General features: G+C 61.3%; 25 protein-coding genes. 8 read left to right on the top strand and 17 right to left on the bottom strand.

The genetic code is table 11. The annotated features are described in order from the left end of the window. Positions 1–12 precede the first annotated feature (12 nt). The 5 genes from PspCFBP13528_RS27650 to PspCFBP13528_RS19945 all read right to left on the bottom strand — a co-directional run bounded on the left by PspCFBP13528_RS27650 (position 13) and on the right by PspCFBP13528_RS19945 (position 4,783). On the bottom strand, positions 13–1,329 hold the full coding sequence (locus PspCFBP13528_RS27650) for a hypothetical protein (RefSeq protein ID WP_178084446.1): 1,317 nt from the start codon (positions 1,327–1,329) through the stop codon (positions 13–15). 172 nt (positions 1,330–1,501) lie between these two features. Further along, a complete protein-coding gene (locus tag PspCFBP13528_RS19960; protein ID WP_137201310.1) occupies positions 1,502–1,972 on the bottom strand; it encodes a hypothetical protein in 471 nt (156 codons plus the stop codon). A 117-nt stretch (positions 1,973–2,089) separates the two neighbouring features. Next, complete coding sequence (gene nadE / locus PspCFBP13528_RS19955) at positions 2,090–2,905, bottom strand: ammonia-dependent NAD(+) synthetase (protein WP_137201309.1); 816 nt, start codon at positions 2,903–2,905, stop codon at positions 2,090–2,092. Between the two features lies 1 nt (position 2,906). After that, positions 2,907–4,124, bottom strand: a complete 1,218-nt coding sequence (gene pncB, locus PspCFBP13528_RS19950; protein ID WP_137201307.1) for a nicotinate phosphoribosyltransferase — start codon at positions 4,122–4,124, stop codon at positions 2,907–2,909. An 11-nt stretch (positions 4,125–4,135) separates the two neighbouring features. After that, positions 4,136–4,783, bottom strand: a complete 648-nt coding sequence (locus PspCFBP13528_RS19945) for an isochorismatase family protein (RefSeq protein WP_137201305.1) — start codon at positions 4,781–4,783, stop codon at positions 4,136–4,138. Positions 4,784–4,928: 145 nt separating this feature from the next. Here PspCFBP13528_RS19945 and PspCFBP13528_RS19940 point away from each other — a divergent pair, with 145 nt between their 5' ends. Further along, entirely contained in the window at positions 4,929–5,621 is a 693-nt protein-coding gene (locus PspCFBP13528_RS19940; RefSeq protein WP_065950960.1) for an NUDIX hydrolase, read from the top strand. A gap of 66 nt (positions 5,622–5,687) precedes the next feature. Here the strand turns inward: PspCFBP13528_RS19940 and PspCFBP13528_RS19935 are convergent, their stop codons facing one another. Then, entirely contained in the window at positions 5,688–6,461 is a 774-nt protein-coding gene (locus PspCFBP13528_RS19935; protein WP_065951029.1) for an L-iditol 2-dehydrogenase, read from the bottom strand. 214 nt (positions 6,462–6,675) lie between these two features. On the opposite strand from PspCFBP13528_RS19935, the gene PspCFBP13528_RS19930 reads away from it, so the two are divergent. From PspCFBP13528_RS19930 to PspCFBP13528_RS19920, 3 genes are all read left to right on the top strand, one after another. Beyond that, a complete protein-coding gene (locus tag PspCFBP13528_RS19930; RefSeq protein ID WP_137201303.1) occupies positions 6,676–7,593 on the top strand; it encodes an AraC family transcriptional regulator in 918 nt (305 codons plus the stop codon). Positions 7,594–7,765: 172 nt separating this feature from the next. Then, positions 7,766–8,716: a nucleoside-specific channel-forming protein Tsx gene (locus PspCFBP13528_RS19925; protein WP_137201302.1), complete on the top strand. Its 951-nt coding sequence runs from the start codon at positions 7,766–7,768 to the stop codon at positions 8,714–8,716. Between the two features lie 14 nt (positions 8,717–8,730). Then, complete coding sequence (locus PspCFBP13528_RS19920; RefSeq protein ID WP_065950963.1) at positions 8,731–9,759, top strand: purine nucleoside permease; 1,029 nt, start codon at positions 8,731–8,733, stop codon at positions 9,757–9,759. A gap of 108 nt (positions 9,760–9,867) precedes the next feature. Here PspCFBP13528_RS19920 and PspCFBP13528_RS19915 read toward each other — a convergent pair whose 3' ends face one another. From PspCFBP13528_RS19915 to PspCFBP13528_RS19905, 3 genes are all read right to left on the bottom strand, one after another. After that, entirely contained in the window at positions 9,868–10,041 is a 174-nt protein-coding gene (locus PspCFBP13528_RS19915; protein ID WP_083217968.1) for a metallothionein, read from the bottom strand. Between the two features lie 89 nt (positions 10,042–10,130). After that, a complete protein-coding gene (locus PspCFBP13528_RS19910) occupies positions 10,131–10,586 on the bottom strand; it encodes a DMT family transporter (RefSeq protein ID WP_065950964.1) in 456 nt (151 codons plus the stop codon). A gap of 4 nt (positions 10,587–10,590) precedes the next feature. Next, the gene (locus PspCFBP13528_RS19905; RefSeq protein ID WP_065950965.1) at positions 10,591–11,079 is read right to left on the bottom strand and encodes a DMT family transporter; all 489 of its coding nucleotides are present in this window, start codon (positions 11,077–11,079) and stop codon (positions 10,591–10,593) included. 115 nt (positions 11,080–11,194) lie between these two features. On the opposite strand from PspCFBP13528_RS19905, the gene PspCFBP13528_RS19900 reads away from it, so the two are divergent. Continuing rightward, positions 11,195–12,127 carry a LysR family transcriptional regulator gene (locus PspCFBP13528_RS19900; protein ID WP_065950966.1) on the top strand — a complete coding sequence of 311 codons (933 nt, stop codon included), beginning with the start codon at positions 11,195–11,197 and terminating at the stop codon, positions 12,125–12,127. A gap of 212 nt (positions 12,128–12,339) precedes the next feature. On the opposite strand, the gene PspCFBP13528_RS19895 is transcribed toward PspCFBP13528_RS19900, so the two are convergent. Both PspCFBP13528_RS19895 and PspCFBP13528_RS19890 read right to left on the bottom strand, forming a co-directional pair. Next, a complete protein-coding gene (locus PspCFBP13528_RS19895) occupies positions 12,340–13,659 on the bottom strand; it encodes an Nramp family divalent metal transporter (protein ID WP_101221268.1) in 1,320 nt (439 codons plus the stop codon). A gap of 38 nt (positions 13,660–13,697) precedes the next feature. Then, entirely contained in the window at positions 13,698–15,254 is a 1,557-nt protein-coding gene (locus PspCFBP13528_RS19890; protein ID WP_137201301.1) for a DUF726 domain-containing protein, read from the bottom strand. Between the two features lie 255 nt (positions 15,255–15,509). On the opposite strand from PspCFBP13528_RS19890, the gene PspCFBP13528_RS19885 reads away from it, so the two are divergent. Both PspCFBP13528_RS19885 and PspCFBP13528_RS19880 read left to right on the top strand, forming a co-directional pair. Beyond that, entirely contained in the window at positions 15,510–17,318 is a 1,809-nt protein-coding gene (locus PspCFBP13528_RS19885; protein ID WP_065950969.1) for a monovalent cation:proton antiporter-2 (CPA2) family protein, read from the top strand. A gap of 72 nt (positions 17,319–17,390) precedes the next feature. After that, positions 17,391–17,945, top strand: a complete 555-nt coding sequence (locus tag PspCFBP13528_RS19880) for a hypothetical protein (protein WP_065950970.1) — start codon at positions 17,391–17,393, stop codon at positions 17,943–17,945. Positions 17,946–18,076: 131 nt separating this feature from the next. Here the strand turns inward: PspCFBP13528_RS19880 and PspCFBP13528_RS19875 are convergent, their stop codons facing one another. From PspCFBP13528_RS19875 to PspCFBP13528_RS19850, 6 genes are all read right to left on the bottom strand, one after another. Continuing rightward, positions 18,077–18,796 carry a dienelactone hydrolase family protein gene (locus PspCFBP13528_RS19875; RefSeq protein WP_137201299.1) on the bottom strand — a complete coding sequence of 240 codons (720 nt, stop codon included), beginning with the start codon at positions 18,794–18,796 and terminating at the stop codon, positions 18,077–18,079. Positions 18,797–18,808: 12 nt separating this feature from the next. Then, complete coding sequence (cobF, locus tag PspCFBP13528_RS19870; RefSeq protein WP_101221272.1) at positions 18,809–19,564, bottom strand: precorrin-6A synthase (deacetylating); 756 nt, start codon at positions 19,562–19,564, stop codon at positions 18,809–18,811. A 45-nt stretch (positions 19,565–19,609) separates the two neighbouring features. Next, positions 19,610–20,164, bottom strand: a complete 555-nt coding sequence (locus PspCFBP13528_RS19865) for a histidine phosphatase family protein (protein ID WP_137201297.1) — start codon at positions 20,162–20,164, stop codon at positions 19,610–19,612. Positions 20,165–20,242: 78 nt separating this feature from the next. Further along, positions 20,243–21,562, bottom strand: coding sequence for an MFS transporter (locus PspCFBP13528_RS19860; protein WP_065950974.1), 1,320 nt, complete (start codon positions 21,560–21,562; stop codon positions 20,243–20,245). 33 nt (positions 21,563–21,595) lie between these two features. Next, complete coding sequence (locus PspCFBP13528_RS19855; RefSeq protein WP_137201296.1) at positions 21,596–23,125, bottom strand: AMP-binding protein; 1,530 nt, start codon at positions 23,123–23,125, stop codon at positions 21,596–21,598. 3 nt (positions 23,126–23,128) lie between these two features. Beyond that, positions 23,129–24,307 (bottom strand): acetyl-CoA acetyltransferase, encoded by a 1,179-nt coding sequence (locus tag PspCFBP13528_RS19850; protein ID WP_065950976.1) that lies wholly within the window; start codon positions 24,305–24,307, stop codon positions 23,129–23,131. 146 nt (positions 24,308–24,453) lie between these two features. Here PspCFBP13528_RS19850 and PspCFBP13528_RS19845 point away from each other — a divergent pair, with 146 nt between their 5' ends. After that, complete coding sequence (locus PspCFBP13528_RS19845; protein WP_065950977.1) at positions 24,454–25,026, top strand: LuxR C-terminal-related transcriptional regulator; 573 nt, start codon at positions 24,454–24,456, stop codon at positions 25,024–25,026. Positions 25,027–25,296 lie beyond the last annotated feature (270 nt).

Genomic DNA, 25,296 nt, shown 5'->3' with positions numbered 1-25,296 from the left:
GCAAGAATTGAATCACACGAACGACTTTTTCTGGAGCATATAGTCGATATTAGCCATATCAAAACGCTGGTCTTCGTAACCGACGCCCCCTTTACTGTTGGTGCCGATATCCAGCTCTCGCAGCAGTCCCGGGCGGTTGAGCAACTCAAACGCCACTTCACGTGCTTGCGGGCTGAATGTTCGGTCGGACGGGACGAGACCTGCCGCCTCTTTGAGCTCGTTGACGTTACTGTAATTGTCATCCCCACCGGCGGTAAACTGTCTGAAATTGTCCTTCACCGCCTGAAGAAGTCCTTCGTCGCTGACAGTGCGGTACTGACTCGATGCATCACCCAGATCCTGCCGAGAGATAGCGCCGTCGAGCTTGCCACTGCGCCCCTGGTCCAGGGTCTTGAACAAATCACCTCGTTCCATCAACTCCTGAGCAACCAACATATCCGCCTGACTGACAGGCCGCCCGCCCTGGGTATACCCCGAAGCCGCAGCGCTCAGTGACGCGTCAGTGATTCCCCCCGACACGGGGTCTTGCAGGGCGCCGAAATGAGAAAGCACCTTGGCCGAGAACGATTCGTCACTGTCATTGGCATAGGGTCGACCACCGGCCATCAACGGGCTCCATTGCTGGTTACCTTGCGCGCCCATATAAGACGGCGGTTGCGATGCATACGCGCGCATCTGGGGCTGCTGCGACTGCCAGCCTTCCATGCCTCGCGGCCCACCGGATGCAGGTTGCGCGTTAAACTGGGGAGAAAATTGCTGATTTATTCTTTGCTGTTGCATTGCGCCGTTGTAACGCCCTGAAAACCCATTGCCGGGCTGTTGCATCGCGCCGTTGTAATTCCCTGAAAACCCGTTGCCCGGCTGTTGCATCGCGCCGTTATTCCCCACAGCGAACCGATTGCCTGACATTGGGGAATACCCACTTGCCTCTTGCTGAGACAACTGACCGATAGCGAGCTGCATATCCTCGCGGTTAATCAGGCCATCTTCCTGAGCGCCATTTTGAACACCATCAAACAGGCTTGCGAGACCGGGCCGACCCAATATATCCCTGGCAAGCAACGTCATCTGGTCATCATAACCGCCGTTTCCCAATGGACGATTGGCCACATCAGCCAGCGAGTCTCGCGACGCGAAAGAAGTTCCAGGCGATGTGAAATACTCGAAGTTTTGACGCAGCAAATCTGCAACGGCCGAATGGGAAAAATTGCTGGTCATTGCGCCGGGCATGTTCTCCATCGCATTGCGCCCATTCCCCGCTGACGAGAAATCGTAGTTCTGCGCGGGCGGAGGCGAATAGAACGGTTGGTTCAAGTAAGTATTCATCATGGCAACACCTCATGTCTTGGACGTGACAACGGCCTGACCAAACCAACAAGCGCTCGGTTCAGCTGCCTTTTGGTGGCAACTGAAAACAGTGCAGTTCCAAACAGACATAGGGTTTTCTCGCATCAGAATTGGACTACTCATCCCCCCCTGCTAGGGCCGGCGACGTGCAGGATCAAACGGATTGATCTGCGGCCCGATCGCCACCGCCGTTGCGCTGAACACGCAGCTCTAACAGCGTCTGGCGCATCTCGCGGTGGCGTTCGGTATTGAGCAGAAGCAATCCGCACAGCGGACATACGATACCCAGCGAATAGGCCAAGGTATGGGGATGGTACTGAAGGGTCGGTACCACCAGCATCAGACACATCACAAAATAGCCTGCCAGGACAATGCCCGCCCAATGCCGCCCGCATACCATCATGACATTGGAAAACACTGCAACAGTCGCCAACGCGGCCAGACTCCACCCTGACATCTGCGCTTTGAGCGACGGGTCGAGCCTGCGCAGACAGGTCGAATCATCCAATACCGTCACCAGGATGCCTGACACAATCGCCATGGCCGTTGTGCCGACAACCACTGCCAGGTAGCGGCGCAACACGCTGGCGATTGAATCACGCGCTTTCAGTACGCTGGAAGCCATTCCCTTGATCCTGAACTCAATGAAAGTTCAGAGCGTAAAGAATCCCTATCCTTAAGGAATGTAGGGAAAATTCCATTTCACGGCGGGACACTTCCTGATATGGCTTCCAGCCCGCGCCTACTGCGGGGCAATCGGCAGCGCGCGTTTATGCGCTGTCTGGCCGTACGCCGCCTCGATAATCGCCCTCACCCGCTCGCTCACCGGCTCGCCCATCAGGTACGCGTCGATCTCTGCGTACGAGCATCCATAGGCATCTTCATCGAGTTTCCCCGGTGCCAGTTCTTCAAGATCCGCAGTCGGCGGTTTTTGCACCAGGTTCGCCGGCGCGCCGAGGGCACTGGCAAGCAAGCGCACCTGGGATTTGGTCAGGCCGGACAACGGTGCCAGGTCGCAGGCGCCGTCGCCGAATTTAGTGAAGAAACCCATCAGCGCTTCGGCCGCCTGGTCGGTGCCGACCACCAGGCCATTGTGCAGGTTGGCAAGCGCATACTGCGCGACCATGCGCGCGCGGGCCTTGACATTGCCCTTGATGAAATCGCGTTGTGCGGCACTGGCTCGTGGCGCGGCCAGGCTGGCCATCAGGCCGTCGACACTGGCGGCAATGTCCAATGTGTCGATATGGTCCGGCAGGATAAAATCCAGGGAGGCCTGGGCATCCTGTTCGTCGCCCTGGGTTTTATAGGGCAGGCGCATGGCGATAAAGCGTGCGGCGTAGCCTTCGTCGCGCAGTTGCTGCACCGCCAGCTGGCACAGGCGGCCTGCGAGCAAGGAGTCGACACCGCCGCTGATACCCAGCACCAGCGCCTTGCAGCCAGAAGCGCGCAACGAACGCTTGATAAAATCGATGCGCCGTTGAATTTCCCGAGGCTCGCCACCTGTGACCAGCGAGCGGTCGACGTTCAGCTCACGGGCGATCCGTTCTTGAGTGTGCATGTCATACCTCCACGCTACCAACGTTGAATACCTGTGCCGCGTAATGCAAAAACGACGGGTCTTCGCAGACGTTCTTGACCGGGTCATCGGAAAATTTCACGACCGGCTCACCGTGTACCCGCACCAGCTTCATCACGATGCTCAGTGGCTCCACACCGTCCACATCACAGGCAAGGCTGGTGCCCATGCCAAAGCCGAACCGGGCCTTGCCGCGGATATGCCGCAGGATCGGCAGGCATTTTTCGAAATTCAGACCATCGGAGAACATAAGGTCTTTGGTCATGGGGTCGATACCGAGTTCCTTATATCTGGCCAGGACCTTGTCGGCCCACACGATGGGGTCGCCGGAGTCCTGGCGCAGACCGTCGTAGAGCTTGGCGAAGTACAGGTCGAAATCCTTGAGGAAGAAATCGGTGCTGATGCAATCGGTCAGGGCCATACCGAGCCGGCCACGGTACTCACGCACCCAGTTTTCCAGTGCGGCGTTCTGGCTTTCGCGCAAACGCCCCAGTTGCTGGTGCACCATCAGCCATTGGTGGGCCATGGTGCCGATCAGCGGCAAGTCGAATTCATAGGCCAGGTGTGCGTTGCTGGTACCGAGGAACTGGCCGGGGAAGTCGCGGCGCATGATGTCCACCACTTCGCGCTGGGCCTTGAATGACAGGCGCCGGCGCGTGGAAAAGTCGGAGACGCGCAGGTCGGCGAGCTCATCACGGCTGAGGTTTTTCTCCAGCCAGTCGAACTTCTGGTAGAGCTTGCGGGTGACGTCTTCGAGGGTGACGTCGGGGTACTTGTCGCGGTTGCGCAGCTCGCTGACCAGCGCCAGTACCGGTTGCTCGAACATGATGCAGTGCAGCATCGGGCCGATCACCCGGATGTTCAATTGCCCGTCCACTTCACTGACGTGGATATAACGCAGGTTGAAGCGAAACAGCCCGAGGAAGCGCTCGTAATCCGGCGTGAGGTATTCGCGAAAACGCGGGTTGAACAGGAAGCGCAGCTCGCCTTCACGCATCTGCAGGCCGGCAAGCTTTTCCAGCTCGGCTCGCAACGACGGGATCAGATGGCCGAGTTTTTCCCTGGAGCGGACGATGAAGTTGTATTCCACATCCACATTCGGGTGCTGGTGCAGCACCGCCTGCATCATGGTGAAGGTGTAGTAATCGGTGTCGAGCAAGCCCTGGATCACCGGGGACTCGTTGTCATAGGCGCTTTCCATGGTGGATCTCCTTAACGCGTGGCCATCGCGGCCAGTTCTTCGCGGGTGCGGCTGATGGCAGCACCGGCCTTGAGCAACTCATTGACGGCCTGTGCACCGCCCTCCTCAGTGATGCCTCGACACGCCGGCAGGTGCAGCACCACCTGCAGCCCGGCCTTGAGCAGTTGCAAGGCGGTGGTCTTGACGCAATAGTCCAGGGCCAGGCCACCGACAAGCACGCGGACGATACCCTGGGCCTTGAGGTATTCAATGACGCCGGTCGACAGTTTGTCGTGCAGATCGTGGTAGCAGGCGCCGTAGGGGTGCAGGTCGGGCTCGACGCCCTTCCAGACGAAGTAGTCGTAGTCATAGGGGCTGGGCAGTTCAGCCAGCAAGGTGAAGCCCTCGGTTCCCGGCACGCAGTGGCTGACCCAGGTGACATCGGCGTGAGCCAGGCCGGTGGGTTGCAGCATCTGGCTGTGCTGCGCGACCACCCAGGGCGCCTGCGGCGTGTGGGCGTCCTTGCTGCCGATGCGTCGCTCGGCGAGGCTGGCCATGTAGTTGAGTTCGGTGCCGATCAGATGGCCGCCGGCGACGGGCAATTCGTCGGGGCACAACGGCGTGAAACTCTTCTGGGCATCCACATCGAATGAAGCAATGGCGGTTTTCGCGAGGGTCATGGTGATTCTCCGGTGGCCTGGAAACAAAAGTACACGTCATGTACTTTCATGACAACAAGTATTTTCACGACTGCCTCAGTTCGAGTACATGACATATCTGTCCGAAGCGTTAGACTAGGTGCCTACGTTGTAAGAAGGACGTCACATGCCATTGAGCCCCTACCTGCACACCGTCGACTTGTGCGTCGTGTGTTACTCCCGAGCCTGCGGGGAATTGAAGCTGTTGCTCAACAAGCGCGATGCCGAGCCCTTTGCCGGACACTGGGCATTGCCGGGTGTGGTGGTCAATGGCGATGTGCAGGACCTGAGCCTGCAGGATGCGGTGGAGCGGCTTCGCTCCAGTGACAAGGTCGGCCTCGATCTGGTCTGGAACGAACAGGTGGGCACCGTGGGCGATGCATTTCGCGACCCGCGCTGCTGGTCATCGTCCACTTACTACTTGGGGATCGTGGCCGAAGAAGTCGCGCTGGGCGGCCATCAGGCCTGGTATTCGTTGAATGCGGTAGCCGATGGCAGTATCAAGTTACCGTTTGATCACAACAGCCTTGTGGCGGCCGTGCAGGAGCGATTGTTTTCCAAATCGCTGTACAGCAGCCTGCCGTTGATGTTCCTGGGGCGTGAATTCAGCGCACCGGAGGCGACTACGATTTTTTCTTTGGTGCTCGCCCGGCCGGTGCTCAAGACCAGTATCCGCCAGCGCTTGCTGAAACTGACCGAGGCCGGGTATCTGCGTGAAACCGGGCGCAAAAAGCAGGGTGAAGGCGGCCGGCCCCAGGCGACGGTGGACATGTTGAAGCCAGGAGAGATCTACTTCTTTGATCGCAGCTTTGCCGAATGACCTGAACAACGCATATCTACGGTGGGGCTGCTTGTCCGCGCCCACCGTGTTGATGGGTGCACGCCGCTAGTTCATCCAATTGCCGCCATCGACGTTGTAGGTCTGTGCGACGACATAGTCAGCTTCTTTCGACGCCAAAAAGATCGCCATGCCGGTCAGGTCTTCCGCCGTGCCCATGCGCCCGTAAGGCACCTCGTCCCCTACCCGTTTCTTCTTCTCGCCCGGCGCCAGGCCTTCATGCCTGGCGAACAGTGCATCCACCCCATCCCAGTGCTCACCGTCCACCACCCCCGGGGCGATGGCATTGACATTGATGCCCTGCCTGATCAGGTTCAACCCCGCCGATTGCGTCAGGCTGATCACCGCCGCCTTGGTCGCGCAATACACCGCCACCAACGCCTCGCCGCGTCGTCCGGCCTGGCTGGCCATGTTGATGATCTTGCCGCCGTGGCCCTGGCGGATCATCTGCCGCGCGGCGGCCTGCAAGGTAAACAGCGTACCGGCGACGTTGATCGAAAACAGCCGTTCATAGCTGTCGCGAGTGATGTCGACGATGGGTGCCAGGTCGAAGAGTGCTGCGTTATTGATCAGAATATCCAGCTTGCCGGCACGGGCGACCACGGCGCCGATCGCCGCCTCGATGGAGGCCTGGTCGGTGACGTCCATTGCCACCGCGTAAGCCTGGGGGCCCAGTTCGCCAGCCGTCTGCTCGGCGCGCTGCAGGTTGATATCGGCAATGGCGACGGTCGCGCCTTCCCGGATATAGGCCTGGGCAAACGCGCGACCAATGCCGCGCGCCGATCCAGTGATCAGTGCGCTTTTACCTTCAAGTCGTTTCATGGCGATGTCCTCTGCAATCATGTCGGATTCCTGCCGGGACGATTACAGCAGTTGGAGCCGACCTCTCACAAACGCACCGCACACGCCCGACCGGTACTTTTTTAACCGACCTCAAGCGTGCAAAAAAGTATCAGTGCCAGATAGCACCGTGGGTAGCGCCGAGCCTGCCAAGGCGCGTATTTTGGCGGTTATCCAACATACAAGACGCAGCCACATGCCCCTCCGCGCTCCCCTGTTCGAGCAACGCCGCGCCGAACGTGAAGTGATCCTGCCAGAGCCGCAGCACTGCTTTCGCTGGTTCGAGCATGACTATCCGATGGAGTTGGCGCGCTGGAATCACCACCCCGAATTCGAAATCCACCTGATCCGCCACGGCAGCGGCAAGCTGGTGGCCGGCGACTATATTGGTGCATTCGGTGCCGGGCATGTCGCGTTGATCGGTCCCGACCTGCCCCACGACTGGATTGGCGACCTGGCACCCGGCGAGTGCCAGCGCGGTCGTGACGTGGTGCTGCAATTTGACGGCGCCGCCCTTCTTGCCCTGCGCGAGGCCCTGCCGGAACTCGGCGACCTGCAGCCGCTGTTTGAACAGGCGCGACGCGGCCTTGAGTTCAAGCACGAAACAGCGGCGCAGGCGGCGCGGCTGATGGAAGCCATCGGCAACGCCCAGGGCCTGCAACGCCTGGTGCTGTTCCTGCAACTGCTCGACACCCTCAAGAACGCCCCGCCCCGACAGATCAAGGTCCTGGCCAGCCCGCGCTACGCCCCGACCCTGGACCCGCGCAGCGCCGACCGCATCAATCAGGCCTTCGACTACCTCATGCGTGAACTGAGCGGCGATGTGCGCCTGTCGGACATCGCCCGGCAACTGGAAATGAGCGAACCGGGCTTCTCGCGCTTTTTCAAACGCAATACCGGCCATGGTTTTATCGAGCTGATGCGCAAATTTCGCGTACAGCGCGCCTGCCGGTTATTGCTGCAAAGCGACAGGTCGGTGGCGGACATCTGTTTTGAAGTGGGTTACGCCAACCTGTCCAATTTCAACCGGCATTTTCGGATCGAGATGAACCAGACGCCGAGTGAATATCGGCGCGACACCGGCGCCACTTGGTCAGCCACCTCAAATAAATGACACCCAGGCATTATCTGATCATAAGGACGGTTATTTCGGCCTTTTTCCAGCCGATTCAGGCGATTGACTAAAGTTGGTACAGCCTGTGCAAACGTTTGCGGAACGAACTTGGCCACCAGGTTCACCTCGCCCGAGCAATCGGGTTCAAACCGCGTACGAATAGGGATTTTCAATGCACCCCACCTCAACGCCTCGCGCTTGCTTCGGTGTTTCCTTGCTACTGGCCGCCGTTACGGGACTACTCAGTGCACCCATTTTGGCGCACGACCAACCTTCGGATGACTCGGCACAGGGCGAAACCCTCAGCCCCGAGGCCAGCCCGCCGGCGAAAAAAGGCGCTTACCTGTCCGAATGGTTCAACCAGGACCTGACGCTGATCGGCAGCAAGGACATCAGCTTCGGCCCCAAGCCCCAGGACGACGTCTACCTGGAATACGAGTATTTCGGTCGCAAGGGGCCGTTCGAGCTGTACGGCTACATCGACGTGCCAAAGATCCTCGGCATCGGTAACAGTAACGACAAAGGCGCGTGGGACCATGGCTCGCCCGTGTTCATGGAACACGAGCCACGTATCTCCATCGACTACCTGGCCGGTCGCAGCCTGGCGATCGGGCCGTTCAAGGAATGGTATGTGGCGTTCGACTGGATCTACGACCACGGCAGCAACAAAGAGAATCGCGCCAACACCCTGTACAGCGGCCTTGGCACCGACATCGACACCCACTCGCGGGTCAACCTGTCGGCCAACTTCTACGGGCGCTACCAGTGGGAAAACTACGGCGCCAGTAACGAGTATTCCTGGGACGGCTATCGCGCGCAGATGAAATACATCGTGCCCATCGGCAAGTTCGACAACGGTGCCTCGCTGACCTACATCGGCTTCACCAACTATGATTTCGGCTCGGACCTGCAAAAGGACAACCCGGCGCGCACCGCCAATTCCCTGGTGGCAACCAACGTATTGCTCTACTCATTCACCCACCTGCGCTTCACCCTGGTCGGCCGTTACTTTCACAACGGCGGCAACTGGGAGGACGGCAGCGAGTTGAATTTCGGCGAAGGCAACTTTCGCGCCCGTTCCGACGGCTGGGGTTACTACGCCGGCGTGGGCTACCAATTCTGATCAAGGAGTTGCAGATGAAGACTTTTACCCGCCTCTCGATGGCCGCAGGCCTCGCCCTGCTGCCCCACGTGGTGCTGGCGGACAGCGCTGCGCCGATCAAACCCAAGGTGATGCTGATCACCATGTTCGCCCCCGAAGCGCAAACCTGGATCGATCGCCTGGAACTCAAACAGGAGGTACGCGTGCCCGGCTTGTCCGCCGAGTACCCGGCGATTCGCTGCAACACCCAGGACGTGTGCCTGCTGGTGACCGGCATGGGCCAGACCAACGCCGCCGCCTCCACCCTGGCCCTGGCCCTGTCGCCCAAATTCGACCTGCGCCAGAGTTATTTCCTGATCGCCGGGATTGCCGGTATCAGCCCCCGGCACGGCACGATCGGCACGGCCGCCTGGGCGCATTACCTGGTGGAATTCGGGACACAATGGGAGCTGGATTCGCGGGATGCGCCCAAGGATTGGCCGACGGGTTATATCGGCATCAACACCAAGGGGCCCAATGAAAAACCGCCGCTGGACTACAAGACCGAAGTCTTCGAGCTCAACCCAAAGCTTCAGGCCAAGGCGTTTGCCTTGTCGCACAAGGTCGAGTTGACTGAAAGCAAAGAGTCCGCCGCCTGGCGCAAGCACTACCCCGCCGCCCCGGCCAATCAACCGCCCCAGGTCACACGCTGCGACACCCTGGCGGGCAACACCTGGTTCTCCGGCACCCGCCTGAGCGAACGCGCCGAGGTGTGGACCAAACTGCTCACGGACAACAAGGGCGAATACTGCACCACGCAGCAGGAAGACAACTCCACCTACGAAGCGCTGTTGCGCGCCAGTCGCGAAGGGCTGGTGGATATCCAGCGCCTGGCGGTGGTGCGCGCAGGCTCCGACTTTGACCGCCCGTACCCGGGCTACAGCGAAGTGGACAACCTGCTCAAGTACGCCGATCAGGGTGGGTTTGTACCGGCGCTGGAGAACCTGTACCGCACGGGGAATCCGCTGGTACAGGCGATCCTGAACAACTGGTCGGCTTGGGAAAAAGGCGTTCCAGAGGCCTGATACAGCTCAAAATGTGGGAGGAGGCTTGCTCCCGATAGCGGTGCATCAGTCAGTACGTGGTTGGCTGATCACCGCTATCGGGGGGCACGGGCCTGCTGATCAATCAGCTCAGGCGTTGGCAGACGATTTGGCGCATTCGCAACCCGTCGCCGCCGCGCAAGGCTCACCGTGCGCATGATGCTCGGCGCAGCCCTGGCAGCAATAGCCCTTACCGTCCTTCATTACCGCGTCGACGCCCAGTACGCATTTGCAGTGTGGGCAGGCACAGGTTTGATCCGGCATGGTCAGACTCCTTCTTCATGGTCGTCACGGCGCGGCGAATGCCACACCTTAAACAGTGACTCCAGGTGCGGCGCCAAGGTTCAGCGCCGTCAGTCAGCCTGGCGTGTATTGCTGCGATACATGAACACCAGGGCCAGGGCCAGGCACAGCATCGCCACGATCCGGCTGCCGGACAATTCGATCGCAGGGTTGCCCAGCCAGCCGAAATTGTCGATCAGCATGCCCATGCCCAATTGCCCCACGATCACCGCCACCGTGGCAACCGCCGTACCGACCACAGGCACCGCACCGACCATCACCATCATGTACACCACGCCAAACAGGGCGCCGGTCAACTGCCACTTCGGCACCTCCAGCAGGCTGACCGCCTGGGCGGGCTCGAAGAAAAAAATCAGCAGCGCAGTGGTGAGCGCACCAACCGCAAAGGTCAGCAGGCTGCTGCGCAACACCCCGACGGTCTGGCCAAGACGGCCGTTGATGGCAGCCTGCACACTCAATACCGCACCCGCGGCGACCACTACGACCAACAACAGAATCAGATTCATCGCCTTACCCTCGTGCAATCAGAACAAGTGCCGCCACAATCAACGCCAAGGCTATCCAGCGTTCCACATTGACTCGCTTGCGCGCCGTGCCGAACCAGCCGAAATGGTCGATCAGCACGCTCTTGCCCACCTGTCCGGACAGGATCGCAATCATCGTCATGGCCACGCCGATATGAGGCGTGGCCAGGGTCAGCACCACCACGTACATCGGCCCCAGGAAACCGCCGATCAACTGCCAGCGCGGCAGTTGCGTGAACCCCGGGCCCTTTTGCGGGCCGCTGAACAGCAACAGCAGAAACAGGATCGCCGAACCGACGCCAAAGATGCTCAACGTGGCCCACAAATGCCCGACCTGCACCCCCAACGGCCCGAGCAAACCGGCCTCCACCGACAGGCCCATGCCTGCCAGGATGACCAACGGCAGCAATAGCAACCGAAGAATGTTCCGCTTCGGCCTGGACTGTGCCGTATCTGCGATGGAACTTGCCTGCATACATCACCCGCGCTTGAAGAAGAAAACAGGGGCGCATTATCCGGTGGTCGAGCTGTGCGATAAATGGCAGCATGCAGACAACACCTTTGCGAATAACGCACAGCATGGAGCCACGATGCAGGGTTTGAACGAGTTGAGTTTCAAGGCGCTGCGCCTGTTCGTCGCGGTATTGGACCATGGCAGCTTTTCTGAGGTGGCCCGCCGCGAAGGCCTCGCGCCCTCGTCCATCTCCCGGCAGATCCAGCTCATGGAGCATGCCCTCGGCCAGCAGTTGCTGTACCGCCACACCCGCGCCGTCAGCCCCACCGAAGCCGGACGCCTGCTCGGGCGCCACGCCAGGCTGGTGCTCGAACAACTGGAGACGGCGAGCCAGGCCCTGCAGGAGCAGGACAGCGAGCCCAGCGGCCTGGTGCGCATCAATGCGCCCATGGTGTTCGGCCAGCGTCACCTTTCGCCGTGGCTGGGAGAACTGTGCCGGCGCTATCCGAAGCTGCAACTGGACATCCAGCAAACCGACACCTTCGTCGACCCGCTGCAGGACGGCACCGACCTGCTGTTTCGCATCGGCGTACTCAACGATTCCAGCATGCAGGCGCGGATCTTCGCACCGCAACGCTTTCGCCTCGCCGCCAGCCCCGCCTACCTGGCGCGGCACGGTACGCCGCGTCATCCCGACGAACTGGCCAATCACCAATGCCTGGCCTACAAGGGCATCAAAGGCCAGGAGCGCTGGTTCTTCCGTCGCGACCAGGGCGACTGGAACGCCTACAGCGTCAAAGGCCCGATCACCGGCAACCACGCCGACACCCTGACCCACGCCGCCGAACAGGGCCTGGGGCTGGTGGTGTTTCCGTCCTGGCTGATCGGCGAAGGCCTGCGCGCCGGCACCTTGCAGGCGGTGCTGACGGAATACGAGGTGGCAACCACCCTGGAGCCCCAGCAAATCGCAGCGTTATGGCCGGGCAGCCGCAGGCTGTCGCTCAAGGTGCGGACGGTGATCGATTATTTTGTGGAGTGTTTCGGGACGGTGCCGTATTGGGATCGGTGAGTGAACGAGCGGCTTCAGCACGTGGTTCAGCCGTTTTTAACAGCTCACGTAGTTTTGGCTATATTTGGCCAAAGCACGGGCGCGCAATGGCGTAGCTTGTTCCCATCGGTAAGTCCAAAGCGCGGCGAATCGGCGCGATGAAATGCCGCCGATGTTTATGTGAGCGCGGCGACATTCTGGTCTAGGTCATGGCCCAGCAGCACACAGGTCACTCAGAACACCCACTGCCCAATCAACCACGCATTCGCCCCGCTGATTACCGCAAATAAAAACCACGCCAGCATCCGTGTGGGCAGGCGGTTTACGAACGGCCCCATCAGTTGCTTGTCGCCGGTCATGCGGATCAGCGGGTATAGCGCGAAGGGCAACTGCAGGCTGAGGACCACCTGGCTCAGAATCAGCAGCTTGCCGATGGCGTCGTCGCCCATCAGCCACACCCCGAGAAATGCCGGGATCAGCGCCAGCCCACGGGTGATCAGGCGACGTTGCCAGCACGGGATGCGCAGGTTCAGGTAACCCTCCATGATCACCTGCCCGGCGATCGTGCCGGTAAAGGTCGAGCTTTGGCCCGAGGCCAGCAAGGCGATGCCGAACAGGATGCTGGCAAACGCGCCGCCCACCAGCGGGTCGAGCAGATGATAGGCGTCCTGGATCTCCACCACGTCGGTATGGCCGGTCTTGTAGAACGCTGCAGCCGCCAGCACCAGGATGGCCGCGTTGACCAGCAGGGCCAGGGCCAGCGAGCCAATGGTGTCGATGCGGGCCAGCTTGACCGCATCCTGTTTGCTGGCCAGGTCCTTGCCGATCAGGCGGGTCTGCACAATGGAAGTGTGCAGGTAGAGGTTGTGCGGCATCACGGTCGCACCGAGGATGCCGATGGCCAGGTACAGCGGCGCGGCATCGCTGATGGCGGACAGGGATGGGGTGAATCCACTGAACACGTCCGGCCAGTAGGGTTTGATCAACACCAGTTCGATGAAAAAACACACGCCGATGGTTGCAACCAGCGCCAGCATGATTGCTTCCAGGCGGCGGAAACCACGGTTCTGCAGGGCCAGGATCAACAGCGTATCAAAGGCGGTGATGACGATACCGGTGGTCAGCGACACACCGAGCAGCAGGTGAAACGCCAGGGCGCAGCCGAGCACTTCGGCGAGGTCGGTGGCGATGATGGAGATTTCCGCCAACGCCCACTGGGTGCGCGCCGAGCGCTTGCTGTAGCGCTCGCGGCACAGTTGCGCCAGGTCCTTGCCGGTCGCGATACCCAGCCGCGAGCACAGGCACTGCACCGCCATCCCCGCCAGGCTCGCCAGCAACACTACAAATAACAGGCTGTAGCCATAGCGCGACCCGGCTTCGATGGCGGTGGCCCAGTTGCCGGGGTCCATGTAGCCGATGGAGATCAACAGGCCGGGGCCGGCGAACATCAGCACGCGCTTGAAAAACGACGCCTTGGGGTCGACGGCAACGGAGCCGGCCACTTCCGGCGGGCAGAAGGGGGCGGTAGCAATTTTCGGCAGGCTGAATTTCACGCGGTATCCCAGGCAAACACACAAGTCAGGACGCCAGCTTAGCAGTCCGATGCGACCGTGCGCATCACCGTCTCCCGGGGCAAGTCAAACGTTTCAACCACTTGCACCACCAGGTCCAGCTCCTGATTCAACGCCTCACGTTCCAGACGCTGGCGAATTACGCCGACCACCAGCACCGCCAGGGTTGTGATCGAATAAGCCGGCCCGGAGAATGCCCGTACGCCGCTGACCAGCAACATCGCGGCCGCCACCGCCTGGCCCACCACCGGAATTGCCGAGGCGGCACCGCGTCGCACAATAAACCCGGTAAGCCCGGCCAATGCCGTGCCACTCAAGGCGGCGGTGGCCGAACCGCCAACGTTGAACCGCGTGAACAGGCCTTTCTCTTTCTGCATCGCGGCCTGGAGTTCGGCGTCGAACGCCTGGCGGTCGGCGGCGTTGAGTTTGCCCTGGTACTGCTCGATCAGTGTTTGCGCAACCTGCGCTTCGATATCCGCAAGGGCAACTCTGGCAATGGCATCGTCGAACTTGATGCCCAAGCGTTGCGCCACCGCTTCGGCGATCTGGCGATAGGCCACGCCGTGACCACGGCCCAGGTTCATAAAACTGTCGCCGCCCATGCGCTGCAACTCGATGGCGAGCTTGCGCGGTTCGCGCACACTGGCATCAATCGAGGCGCTGTGCTTTTGTGCCATCAACTGCGCGAGAAACTTCAACTCATCCGGCCGCGCCTGCGCCAGGATCGGAAACAAGTCCGCGTCGTCTTCGGCAAAGCGCACTTCACGGCTGCGCAGGTCGGCGCGGATCAGGCCCCGGCGCTCCTGCAGCAGGTCGGTGTACTGCACCACTGTTTTCAATTGCGGCCAGTAGGCGGCATGGTCGAAGCTGGCCAAGTGAACATTGGTGACCTTGGCTTTCAGGGCCGGCGTCACTGCAATGGCATAGCGGCCGATGCAACGCTCGGTGTCCGGCTTCATTGCCAGTGCCCAGTCCTTACTGGAATGGCAATTGATCACCCGCCCCTTGAGCGGTGCCGTCACCGCCTCCCAAGGGCTGGACGTACAGATCGCCCCGCCCATCAGCAACAGATTGTTCAACGGCAGTTCATGCGCGACTTCAGGGCTGGCCAGCATGCTCTTGACCACGATCCGCGCCCCCAGGGAGTGACCGATAAGATTGATTTGCCGCACCTGCAGCGATTCGGCATGCAGGTACCTCGCCAGCTCGGGCAACAAGGTCCTGGCCACTTCATCGACACGCGCCTCGACACTTTTGTAATGGTCGAGAAAGTAAGCAATCGCCTTGCCCACCCCCACCGTCGCCGCGCCCAGGCCACCCCCGCCAAGCATCGAGGCGATCACCTCCCTGAAGGGTGCAAACAGGTTTTCCAGAAAGTGCCCGGCCGGCCAGAACAACATCAGGTTGGTCGAGCCTTCAATGCCCGCCAGTTGCGCCTTGAAGCCAGCCAACTGTTGCTGGCTGAAAAATGCCGAATAACCGTGAACATAGAGATTGAGCACATCCCCCTGAGGCTCGCCGCAGAGGACGAACGTAGGCTTGCGGGTGCGGTGCATTTCATCCCACTGGTGCTGCATGGGCCGGTGACTCCTGGTGGCAAGGGGCGGCCATGGTAACAAAGCGCACATCAAGCCGAGATGAAAACACCGTGCATCGCCATGCAGATTTTGTTCAGCACGCGAAGTTATCAGCGCCCTGTTAAACCGGGCAGCCCAGGCATACGTTGACCTTCGCATCAAAAATACAAGTTTCAAAATGTAAAAACGCGTTCTAATAGCGCCCTCGCCTATCAAGGCGTCAGCAGTTGATTCAAGTAGACAATGGAGTTCGCAATGCCCCATGAAGGCAACCTGTTACAAGCAGCCGTGGTGTTCCTGTTCGCCGCCGTGCTGGCCGTGCCATTGGCCAAGCGCCTGCAACTGGGCGCGGTGCTGGGCTACCTATTCGCCGGCGTGATCATCGGCCCCTCGGTATTGGGCCTGATCGGCAACCCGCAAAGCGTGGCGCAGTTCTCCGAATTGGGCGTGGTGCTGCTGCTGTTCATCATCGGCCTGGAGCTTTCGCCCAAACGCTTATGGGTGATGCGCAAGGCGGTATTCGGTGTCGGCCTGGCCCAGGTGCTGCTCACCGGGCTGGTCATGGGCGTAGTGGCGCTGTGGCTGTTTGGCCAGTCATGGAACAGCGCGATTGTGCTGGGTCTGGGCCTGGCACTGTCCTCCACCGCGTTCGGCCTGCAAAGCCTGGCCGAGCGCAAGGAACTCAACCAACCCCATGGGCGCCTGGCCTTTGCGATCCTGTTGTTCCAGGACATCGCGGCAATCCCCTTGATCGCCATGGTGCCGCTGCTGGCCGGCAGCGATCATCCGGCCAGCGAAGCCCAAGGCGTGCAGCACGTCTTGCAGATTCTGGGCAGCATTGCCGTGGTGATCATCGGCGGGCGCTACTTGTTGCGCCCGGTGTTTCGCATTGTTGCCAAGACCGGCCTGCGCGAAGTGTCCACCGCCACCGCGCTGCTGGTGGTGATCGGCACCGCCTGGTTGATGGAGCTGGTGGGGGTGTCGATGGCCCTCGGCGCTTTTCTCGCCGGGCTGCTGCTGGCGGACTCCGAATACCGTCACGAACTGGAATCCCAGATCGAACCCTTCAAGGGCCTGCTGCTGGGTCTGTTTTTTATCAGCGTGGGCATGGGCGCCAACCTCAGCCTGCTGCTCAGCACACCGCTGGTGGTGATCGGGCTGACCTTGCTGTTGATCGGGCTGAAACTGCCGCTGCTGTACGCTGTAGGGCGCATGGCGGGTGAGCTCAATCGTGAAAGCGCCCTGCGCCTGGGTGTGGTGCTGGCGGCCGGTGGTGAGTTTGCCTTCGTGGTGTTCAAGATTGGTCGCGACCAGGGCCTGTTCGAGCCGCACCTGTATGACGTGCTGGTGCTCACCATCACCCTGTCCATGGCCGTGACCCCGCTGCTGCTGTTGGTGTGCCCAAAGCTGTTCAGGCCCAAGGTCAAGCCGGTGGACGTACCCGAGGAATACCGCGCCATCGAAGGCGATGCACCGCGCGTCGTGATTGCCGGCATGGGCCGGATGGGCCAGATCGTCGCGCGCATCCTGCGTGCGCAGAACGTCTCGTTCATCGCCCTGGACACCTCGGTGGAAACCATCGAACTGACCCGCAGCTTCGGCGGCATGCCGGTGTTCTACGGCGACCCGCAGCGCCCGGAAATCCTGCATGCGGCCAAGGTCGACCAGGCGGAGTTCTTCGTGATCGCCATGGATGACCCGGAGATCAACATCAAGACCGCCGAACTGGTGCGCAACCTCTACCCGCACATGAAGATCATCGCCCGCGCGCGTAACCGCCAGCACGTACACCGCCTGGTGGATCTGGACGCCTCACCGGTGCGTGAAACCTTTTACTCCAGCCTGGAGATGAGCCGCCGCACCCTGGTGGGCCTCGGTTTGAGCCAGGCCCAGGCCGATGCACGCATCGACCGTTTCAGGGCCCATGACCAGCAGGTCCTCGCCGCACAGCATGCGGTGTACGACGATGCGGCCAAAGTCATGCAGACCGCCCAGGAAGCGCGTACCGAACTGGCGCGCCTGTTTGAGATGGACAGGCTGCAAGAAGAGTCCGACAAGGTGTGAGGCTGCAGGTGAACGATCTTGCGATTTTTCTGACAGAATACGCCGCAATTTCGTTCATCTCTGGAGCGCTTCATGGCCACGTTCACCAAGACCGCACTGCTGCTGGCCCTCGCGCTTACCGCTGGCAGCGTATGGGCTGCCTCCAAGGCGACCACGCAAACCATCTCCACCCTGGGCGGCAAGTTCACCTTCAACCTGCCCAAGGCCTACACCGCCGACGCCCTGCCCGCTGGTAAAGCCGATGATGGCACCGCCGATACCCAGGGCACCCTGTATGCCAACGCCACCACGAAAAGTGTGGTGATCGTCGCCGAAACCGTGCGTAACGATGGGGTAGCCATCAAGGATAACGACCCGCAGTTCCTCGATGGCGCCGTGGCCGACTTCGTCAAGAACCAGAGCGCCGCCCTGCCCGACTTCAAGAAGCAAAACGAGAAAAAACTCACCTACAAGGGCCTCGGCCTGCGGCAGGTCGACAGCACCGCCACCCAGGGCGGCGGCAAGACGTTGAACTCCACCTTTCTCGGCGGTTCGGGCAATCAGTTGCTGGTGATCCAGGCGATTTCGCGGGCGGATGATGTGAAGGGGCATGCCGCGCTGGTGAAGCAGATTACCGGCGGCAAGTAAGCCAATTTCCCAAGCAACCCAACACCAATGTGGGAGGGGGCTTGCCCCCGATAGCGGTGAATCAGTCGATACATCCGTGACTGAAATACCGCCATCGGGGGCAAGCCCCCTCCCACATTTTCAACTGCGTTTCACTGCATACTTTTCTCTAGCCAGGCTTTCAGGTCCTGGACTTCGGCCTCGCTGATCGTATGGTTCATCCCCGGATACCCATGAAATTCCGGCTTCAATCCCAACCCCTCGAGCACCTCATTCGCCCGCGTTCCCGAGGCATAAGGCAGTGCCTGGTCCAATGTGCCATGGCCGATAAAGATGGCCAGCTTGCCCAACGCCGCATCCGGCTTTAGCTCGGCCTTGAGTACCGGCAACACACTGCCGCTCAGGGCCGCGATGCCACGCATCAACTCGGGCCTGCGCAAACCCACCTCATAGGACATGATCGCCCCCTGGCTGAACCCGACCAGGAACACACGATCACTCATGGTGTGGTACTTGGCGGTGGCCTTGACCACAAAGTCTTCAATCAGCCTGGCGCTGCTGTGCAGATCGGCCGTCACTCCATCGTAATCCCCGTCACCGGGGGTCTTGGTGAACCAGCGATAGCCACGTGGCTCCACCGGCATCGGCGCACGCACCGACAGGTAGGTCCAGGTGGAAGGCAGCGCATCCTTGATGCCGAACAGGTCTTCCTCGTTGCTGCCAAAGCCATGCAGGAAAATCACCAGCGGTTGGTTGCGTGCATCGCCCTGGGTTTGCTCCAGGTACGACAGCGGCAAGTCGGTGTGCAGTTCAGAATCCGCCTGGGCGACACCGGCCAGCAAGGTCAGGGTGAGAGCGAGCAATTTGAGCATAGGAACGGTCCCTCAGGGTTTGCGCAACAAATAGGTGTCCATGATCCAGCCATTGGCGAGCCGCGCAGCCTTGCGCACCCGTTGGATGTCTTGCGCCACGTCAGCCACTTTGCCGCTGATCAGGATTTCGTCCGGCGTGCCCAGGTAGGCGCCCCAGTAGATATCCAGGTCCTGATCGGCCACGCTGCGGTAGGAATCTTCGGCATCGAGCATCACCACCAGGGTGTCGGCATCACTCGCCTGCCCCGCCGCCAGGCGCCGCCCGGTGGTGATTTCGACGGACTTGCCGATCCGGTTCAACGGCACTTTATGCCGTGCCGCCAAGGCCTGCACGCTGGTAATGCCGGGGATCACCTCGAACTCAAACTCACAGCGGCCGTCGGCCAGGATCGCCTGCAGGATGCGAATGGTGCTGTCGTACAACGCCGGGTCACCCCAGGCCAGAAACGCGCCCACTTCGCCGTCGGCCATTTCCTCGTTGATCATACGCTCGAAGGTGTGCTGCTTGTCGCGGTTGAGGTCCCGCACGGCGGTGGTGTAATCGATATCACCGCGCGTGCGCTCAGGGCATTGAGCCTCGACGAAGCGATAGCCGGGCTCGGTGATGTAGGTCTCGCAGATTTCACGCCGCAGGTCGATCAGCTTGTCCTTGCTCTGACCCTTGTCCATCAGGAAAAACACGTCGGTGCGGTTCAGCGCCTTTACGGCCTGCATCGTGATGTAGTCGGGGTTGCCGGCGCCGATGCCGATGATCAGGATGCGTTTCATGGGTTGCTCTCATTGCGGGGCGTGGATTTTGCCATGACCTGGGCCTCAGGCGTGAGTTTCCAGGCGCAGGCGCCAGCGCGCATTGAAGCGCAACTCGGTACAAGACAGCGGCTCAACGTCGATCAGATAGAACATCGAGAACGGACACCGCATGACGTACAGCAGCGCGGCGCGGATAACGAACGGATGGGTGATGGCCAGCACGTGACCGGGTTGGCTCTCGAGGGACTTGATCCATTGCCCGACCCGCGCGCACAGCTGATCCACCGACTCGCCGCCATGCGGTGCACGGGCGCCGTCGGTGAGCCAGGCGTTGAATTCATCGCTGTTCAGGTGGCGCACAGCCTGGCCTTTCCAGTGCCCAAGGTCCAGGTCGCGCAGGGCCTGTTCGATGTTCGGCTGCGCGCCGAACAACGCCGCCGTCTGCCGGGTACGCGCCTCCGGCCCGCACACCAGGCGCGCATCCTTGGGGTAACGACCTGCCAAAGAGCGTTCCGCGCCTTGCCAGTCCATGAGCAGCGACTCGTCATCGGCAAAGCATGCCTGTTTCTGCGCCGCCGTGGCCGCATGGCAGATCAGGGTCAAACGGGTAGCCTGCACGCAATACACTCCGCCGGGATGAGGCTGCCAAGCCTGGCGCAGTTAACGCGTCGATGCAACGCCCGACCACCGTACCAATCAGGCCAATGCCGCCCCGGCGGGCGCTGTCACCGGGCTGCCGCTGGCCACGAAGTCTTCTTTGCGCAGCAGCACCAGCGCAATCAACGACACCACCCCGGTCGCCACATAAAAGTACCAGGGCGAGGTAATGTCGCCGGTCACCTTGATCAGCCAGGTGGAAATCAACGGCGCGCTGCCGCCAAACACCGCAACCGGCACGTTGTACGCCACGGCGATGCCAGTGGAGCGGATGCGCGTGGGCAGCAGTTCGCTCATCAGCGCATAGGTGGACGAGGCATACAGGCCGAACAGAATCGCCACCGCCATCAACGGCGCGAAGAAGGTTGCCGGCGTGGCGGTCGGTGCCATCTTGAACAGCCAGAACATCGCGAGGGTCGCCAGCGTGCCGATCACCATCAGGAACGGCTTACGCCCATATTTGTCGGTGAAGGCGCCGCCGAACGGCATGACGAACGCCGCAGAAAAACTGGCGACGAACACATAGAGCAACGTGGTGCCGCTGTCGAACTTGAGGATCTTGGCCATGTAAGTCGAGGCAAAGGTCAGCACCAGATAAAATATCGAGCTGTGCAGGGTGATGATGAAGAACACCAGGGCAACCGCGCGTTTCCATTGCCAGACTTCGCGCAGGGGTGCGCGAGAAGTTTGCCCGGCGCGTTGCAGGGCAAGGAACTCGGGGCTGTCTTCGAGCTTGAGGCGGATGTACATGGAAATGAAGCCCAGGGGCGCGGCGATCAGGAACGGCACGCGCCAGGCCCATTCCTGCATCGTGTCGGCGCCCAGCACCCAGGTCATGCCGTTGGCCACGGCGCCGCCCAGCAACAGGCCAAGCACGGCGGTAACCATCAACCAGCAGGTGGCAAAGCCGCGTCGGCCGGGGCCGGCGTATTCGGAAATGAAACTGGTAACCGTGCCGATCTCACCGCCCGCGGAGAAGCCTTGCACGCAGCGCACCAGGATCAACAGAATCGGGGCGACAATGCCCAGGGTCGCGTAAGTGGGCAGCAAACCGAGCATCACCGTGGAGCCGGTCATCATCACCAGCGCCATGATCAGGGTTTTACGCCGGCCGATCTTGTCCGCCAGCGGGCCGAAGAACAGCCCGCCCAGGGGCCGGATGAAGAAGCTCAGGGCAAACGCGGCGAAGCTGGCCAGCAGGCTGGTGGTAGGGTCGTCGGAGACGAAGAACGCCTGGCCGATATAGACGGCAAGAAAGCCGTAGACGCCGTAGTCGTACCACTCGATCAAGTGGCCGGAGGTGGCACCGAGAAACGCGCGGCGGCGTTTGCGGACAGTGTCTTGCGCATGATTGCCCATCGAGGGGACTCCTTGTCTGTTTATCGATCCGTGCTAGAGCGCGGCGATACTCGCCGCTTTGAGCCATTGTCGCAAGTCGGTCTTGAGGATTTTGCCGTAGCTGTTTTTGGGCAATTCGCTGCGCCACACATATTTTTTTGGTTTCTTGAACGATGCCATGCGCGCCAGGAACCATGCCGTCAGTTCGGCTTCGTCGAGGGACTGGCCACTGCGCGTCACCACAAATGCCACCACCGACTCGCCCCATTGCGGGTCCGGCTCGCCCACCACGCACACTTCAAACACCTCGGGATGCTGGGCCAGCACTTCCTCGACTTCGCGCGGGTATACATTGCTGCCGCCGCTGATGATCACGTCCTTGGAGCGATCCGTGAGGGTCAGGTAGCCGGCGGGGTCGAGAAAACCGATATCTCCGGTCAGCAACCAGCCATCGACCAAGGCCTGGCGCGTGGCCTCGGGGTTACGCCAATAGCCCTGCATCACCGTGGCGCCACGTACGGCAATTTCGCCGCGCGTTCCCGTGGGCAGCGATTGGTGCTCGGTATCGAGAATACGGATTTCCACGCAGGCTTGCGCATGGCCAACGGACGCGGCCAGAGTCGCCCAGTCGGGGCGCTGGCGGTCGGCAATCAGCCCACGGGGCAGCACGCTGATGGTCATCGGGCTCTCGCCCTGGCCGTAGATCTGCACCAGGCGGGCGCCGAAGGTGTCGACGGCGTCGCGCAAGTCGGCCAGGTACATCGGGCCACCGCCGTAGACCATGGTCTTGATGCCTTCGCCACTGTAACCCTGGCGCCGCGCCTGCTCGACCATGCGCTTGACCATGGTCGGCGCGGCAAACAGCGAAACACTGCCCAGCTCGGCCGCCAGGCCAAACAGCTCGGCGGCGTCAAACCCGTTGGACGCCGGCACCACATGCCGCGCGCCGCAGCGTACGTGAATAAAGTTATAGAGCCCGGCACCATGCGACATCGGTGCGGCATACAGCGCCGCATCGTCGGCGCTCACCGGGTCGACATCGGTGGCGTAACACAACGACATGGCGATCAGGTTGCCATGGGACAGCATCACCCCCTTGGAACGCCCGGTGGTGCCTGAGGTGTAGAACAGCCAGGCGAGGTCGTCGGCCTGGCGCGGCACCGGTTGCTCCAGGGTTGGCCAGCCCCGGTCCGGCGCCAGCGCATGGCCATCGAGCTCTGCGCAGCACAGGGGCAGGTCATGCGACGAAAACACCCGGCCGCCATCGGTAAAGATCAAGCGGGCCTGGGCGTTATCGGCGATCCACGCCGCCTCGGTCGGGTGCAGCTTGGCATTGATCGGCACCGCCACCGCCCCCATCCACCAGATGGCATAGAGCAGCTCCAGGTAGTCGCAGCTGTTTTTCATCAGCACCGCCACCGCATCCCCTGGCTGCACACCGTGCTGGTCTACCAGGTGCGCGGCGCGCTGGCGCACATGGGCGGCGAAGGTGGCGTAGTCGGCCACTTGCCGGGAGCCGTCGAACAACGCCGGACGTTGCGGGTTGCGACGCTGGGTGTCGTGCAACCAGTTGGCAATGTTCATGGCTCAATACCGGCGCGCGTGCAGGACCGAGGCGTAGTTGGCCACCGCCATTCCACCCATGTTGAACACCAGCCCGAACTCCGCATTGGGCACCGCCAGGCCGATTGGCTCGCCGGTCAATTGCCGGAACGCCAGGGCATGCATCGAGACACCGGTCGCGCCGACGGGATGGCCCTTGGCCTTGAGCCCACCGGAAAGGTTCACCGGCAAGCGCCCGCCCGCACGCACCACACCGCTGTCAAGCACACGGTGCCCCTCGCCTTTGGGCGCCAGGCCCATGGCTTCGTAGATCAGCAGTTCGGCGATGGTGAAGCAATCATGCACCTCGGCGAAACTCAGATCGGCCAGGGTCACATTCGCCCCGCGCAGCGCCGCATGAATCGCCCGCTGCGGGCCTTCAAACGCAAGGATGTCGCGCTGGGCAATGGGCAAGGTGTCGTTGACCTGGGTCATCGCGCGAATCTGCACATCGCGGCGAAACGCCCGCGCCCGCTTGGGTGAAGCGAGGATGATCGCCGCAGCACCGTCGCTGATCAGCGAGCAGTCGGTGAGGCGCAGCGACTCGGCCACGAACGGGTTGCTCTGGGACACGTTGTTGCAGTGCTCGAAATTCATCTCCCGGTGCATCTGCGCCAACGGGTTGGCCATGGCATTGGAGTGGTTCTTGGTGGCAATCGCCGCCATCGAGCCCAGCGGGCTGTGGTAGCGCTCGGCGTATTGACGCGCGGCGCGGCCGAACAGCTGCGGGAAACTCAGGCCGGCTTCGGCGGCATCGTTCTGGTAACCGGCACCGGCCAGCGCCTGGGTGACGGCGGCCGTGGAGGTGTGGGTCATTTTTTCGGCGCCCACCACCAGCACCAACTCCGCGCTGCCGGAAAGAATCGCATTGACCCCGGCCTGAATCGCCGCCGAACCGGAAGCACAAGCGTTTTCACAGCGCGTGGCCGGCTTGAAGCGCAGCCCGGGGTCGGCCTGCAGCAGCAATGACGCGGCAAAGCCGTCGGGCACCAGCCCGGCATTGAAGTGGCCGAGGAACAGCGCGTCGATTTGCGACGCCTCGAGGTCGGCATCGCTGAGGGCCTCACGCGTGACCTGAACAATCAGATCCTCCAGCGTGGTGCCTTCCAGACGACCAAAACGCGAATGACCAGCGGCAACGATAGACACGCAATCAACAGGCATAATCAATTTCTTCTGTTCTTCAACCGGACTTTCCTTACAATGACCCAGCTCTGGCCGCACGCCAATTCGTGTAACTACTTACATGGATAAGTAGTTTTACATGGATAAGTATTCGCCAGTGAGTTGAACAACGAGGCAGGATGCCCATGACCGTGTTTACCCAGCCATTGCAAGACCTCGAACGCCTGGCGTTCAAACTGTCCCCCGCTCCGCAGTTGGTGACCAGCAACCGCGTAATACTCGACTGCAACGACGCCTTCCTGAAACTGTTCGGCTATGCCCGCGAGACGTTGGTCAATCAGTTGACCTTGCTGATCTACCCGTCCCAGGCCGACTACCACGCCATCGGCAAGCGCAGCCATGACTGGTTGCTCGACAGCGACAACGGTTTTTATTCCGACGAGCGCTTCATGCAGCATCGCAACGGCGAGGTGTTCTGGGCCAAATCCCATGGCTACACCCTCACGCCCAGGGACCCGTTCAAGCTGATGATCTGGCACTTCGAACGCCTGGACCGCTGTCACCAGGGCACCGGAGACCTGACGCCGCGGGAGCGGGAGATTGCCATGCACATCGTGAACGGGCTCAAATCCAAGGAAATCGCCCTGCGCCTGGGGATTTCCCACCGCACGGTGGAAGTGCATCGGGCGCGGTTGATGAGGAAGTTGCAGGCCAAGACGGTGGTGGAGTTGGTGTCGAAGATTATTATGGTGGCGTGAGGGGGCTTGCCCTCGTGACGGCCGAACAGCCAACGCGTATCTACCTGACGCTCCGAGGTCCAAATGTGGGAGGGGGCTTGCCCCCGATGGCGGCCTCAGGGCCGACCAGGATGTTGGATTGGACCGAGTACATATCCGTTTCTGCGGTAACGGCTGCAATGGGTTCCGCTTTTACAGCGGCTCACTTTTGAAAAGCGCAAAAGTAAGCAAAACGCTCTTGCCGGTATGACTCACCCACATGGGTTACAAATCAGTTCACGCACATAGGTA

The organism is Pseudomonas sp. CFBP13528 (assembly GCF_005233615.1).
GTDB classification, from domain to species: Bacteria; Pseudomonadota; Gammaproteobacteria; order Pseudomonadales; family Pseudomonadaceae; genus Aquipseudomonas; species Aquipseudomonas fluorescens_AM.
Note: the sequence above shows the minus strand (reverse complement) of the source record. Positions and strands in the feature narration are given on the sequence as shown.

Excerpts from the sequence above, each read along its gene's own strand:
- PspCFBP13528_RS19845 (WP_065950977.1), top strand. The coding sequence starts at position 24,454 with ATGACCGTGTTTACCCAGCCATTGCAAGACCTCGAACGCCTGGCGTTC.
- PspCFBP13528_RS19925 (WP_137201302.1), top strand. The coding sequence starts at position 7,766 with ATGCACCCCACCTCAACGCCTCGCGCTTGCTTCGGTGTTTCCTTGCTA.
- PspCFBP13528_RS19875 (WP_137201299.1), bottom strand. The coding sequence starts at position 18,796 with ATGCTCAAATTGCTCGCTCTCACCCTGACCTTGCTGGCCGGTGTCGCC.
- nadE (WP_137201309.1), bottom strand. The coding sequence starts at position 2,905 with ATGCACACTCAAGAACGGATCGCCCGTGAGCTGAACGTCGACCGCTCG.
- PspCFBP13528_RS19935 (WP_065951029.1), bottom strand. The coding sequence starts at position 6,461 with ATGAAACGACTTGAAGGTAAAAGCGCACTGATCACTGGATCGGCGCGC.
- PspCFBP13528_RS19885 (WP_065950969.1), top strand. The coding sequence starts at position 15,510 with ATGCCCCATGAAGGCAACCTGTTACAAGCAGCCGTGGTGTTCCTGTTC.
- PspCFBP13528_RS19850 (WP_065950976.1), bottom strand. The coding sequence starts at position 24,307 with ATGCCTGTTGATTGCGTGTCTATCGTTGCCGCTGGTCATTCGCGTTTT.
- PspCFBP13528_RS19880 (WP_065950970.1), top strand. The coding sequence starts at position 17,391 with ATGGCCACGTTCACCAAGACCGCACTGCTGCTGGCCCTCGCGCTTACC.
- PspCFBP13528_RS19860 (WP_065950974.1), bottom strand. The coding sequence starts at position 21,562 with ATGGGCAATCATGCGCAAGACACTGTCCGCAAACGCCGCCGCGCGTTT.
- PspCFBP13528_RS19900 (WP_065950966.1), top strand. The coding sequence starts at position 11,195 with ATGCAGGGTTTGAACGAGTTGAGTTTCAAGGCGCTGCGCCTGTTCGTC.
- PspCFBP13528_RS27650 (WP_178084446.1), bottom strand. The coding sequence starts at position 1,329 with ATGATGAATACTTACTTGAACCAACCGTTCTATTCGCCTCCGCCCGCG.
- PspCFBP13528_RS19960 (WP_137201310.1), bottom strand. The coding sequence starts at position 1,972 with ATGGCTTCCAGCGTACTGAAAGCGCGTGATTCAATCGCCAGCGTGTTG.
- PspCFBP13528_RS19940 (WP_065950960.1), top strand. The coding sequence starts at position 4,929 with ATGCCATTGAGCCCCTACCTGCACACCGTCGACTTGTGCGTCGTGTGT.
- PspCFBP13528_RS19905 (WP_065950965.1), bottom strand. The coding sequence starts at position 11,079 with ATGCAGGCAAGTTCCATCGCAGATACGGCACAGTCCAGGCCGAAGCGG.
- PspCFBP13528_RS19945 (WP_137201305.1), bottom strand. The coding sequence starts at position 4,783 with ATGACCCTCGCGAAAACCGCCATTGCTTCATTCGATGTGGATGCCCAG.
- cobF (WP_101221272.1), bottom strand. The coding sequence starts at position 19,564 with ATGAAACGCATCCTGATCATCGGCATCGGCGCCGGCAACCCCGACTAC.
- PspCFBP13528_RS19910 (WP_065950964.1), bottom strand. The coding sequence starts at position 10,586 with ATGAATCTGATTCTGTTGTTGGTCGTAGTGGTCGCCGCGGGTGCGGTA.
- pncB (WP_137201307.1), bottom strand. The coding sequence starts at position 4,124 with ATGGAAAGCGCCTATGACAACGAGTCCCCGGTGATCCAGGGCTTGCTC.
- PspCFBP13528_RS19930 (WP_137201303.1), top strand. The coding sequence starts at position 6,676 with ATGCCCCTCCGCGCTCCCCTGTTCGAGCAACGCCGCGCCGAACGTGAA.
- PspCFBP13528_RS19890 (WP_137201301.1), bottom strand. The coding sequence starts at position 15,254 with ATGCAGCACCAGTGGGATGAAATGCACCGCACCCGCAAGCCTACGTTC.
- PspCFBP13528_RS19855 (WP_137201296.1), bottom strand. The coding sequence starts at position 23,125 with ATGAACATTGCCAACTGGTTGCACGACACCCAGCGTCGCAACCCGCAA.
- PspCFBP13528_RS19920 (WP_065950963.1), top strand. The coding sequence starts at position 8,731 with ATGAAGACTTTTACCCGCCTCTCGATGGCCGCAGGCCTCGCCCTGCTG.
- PspCFBP13528_RS19915 (WP_083217968.1), bottom strand. The coding sequence starts at position 10,041 with ATGCCGGATCAAACCTGTGCCTGCCCACACTGCAAATGCGTACTGGGC.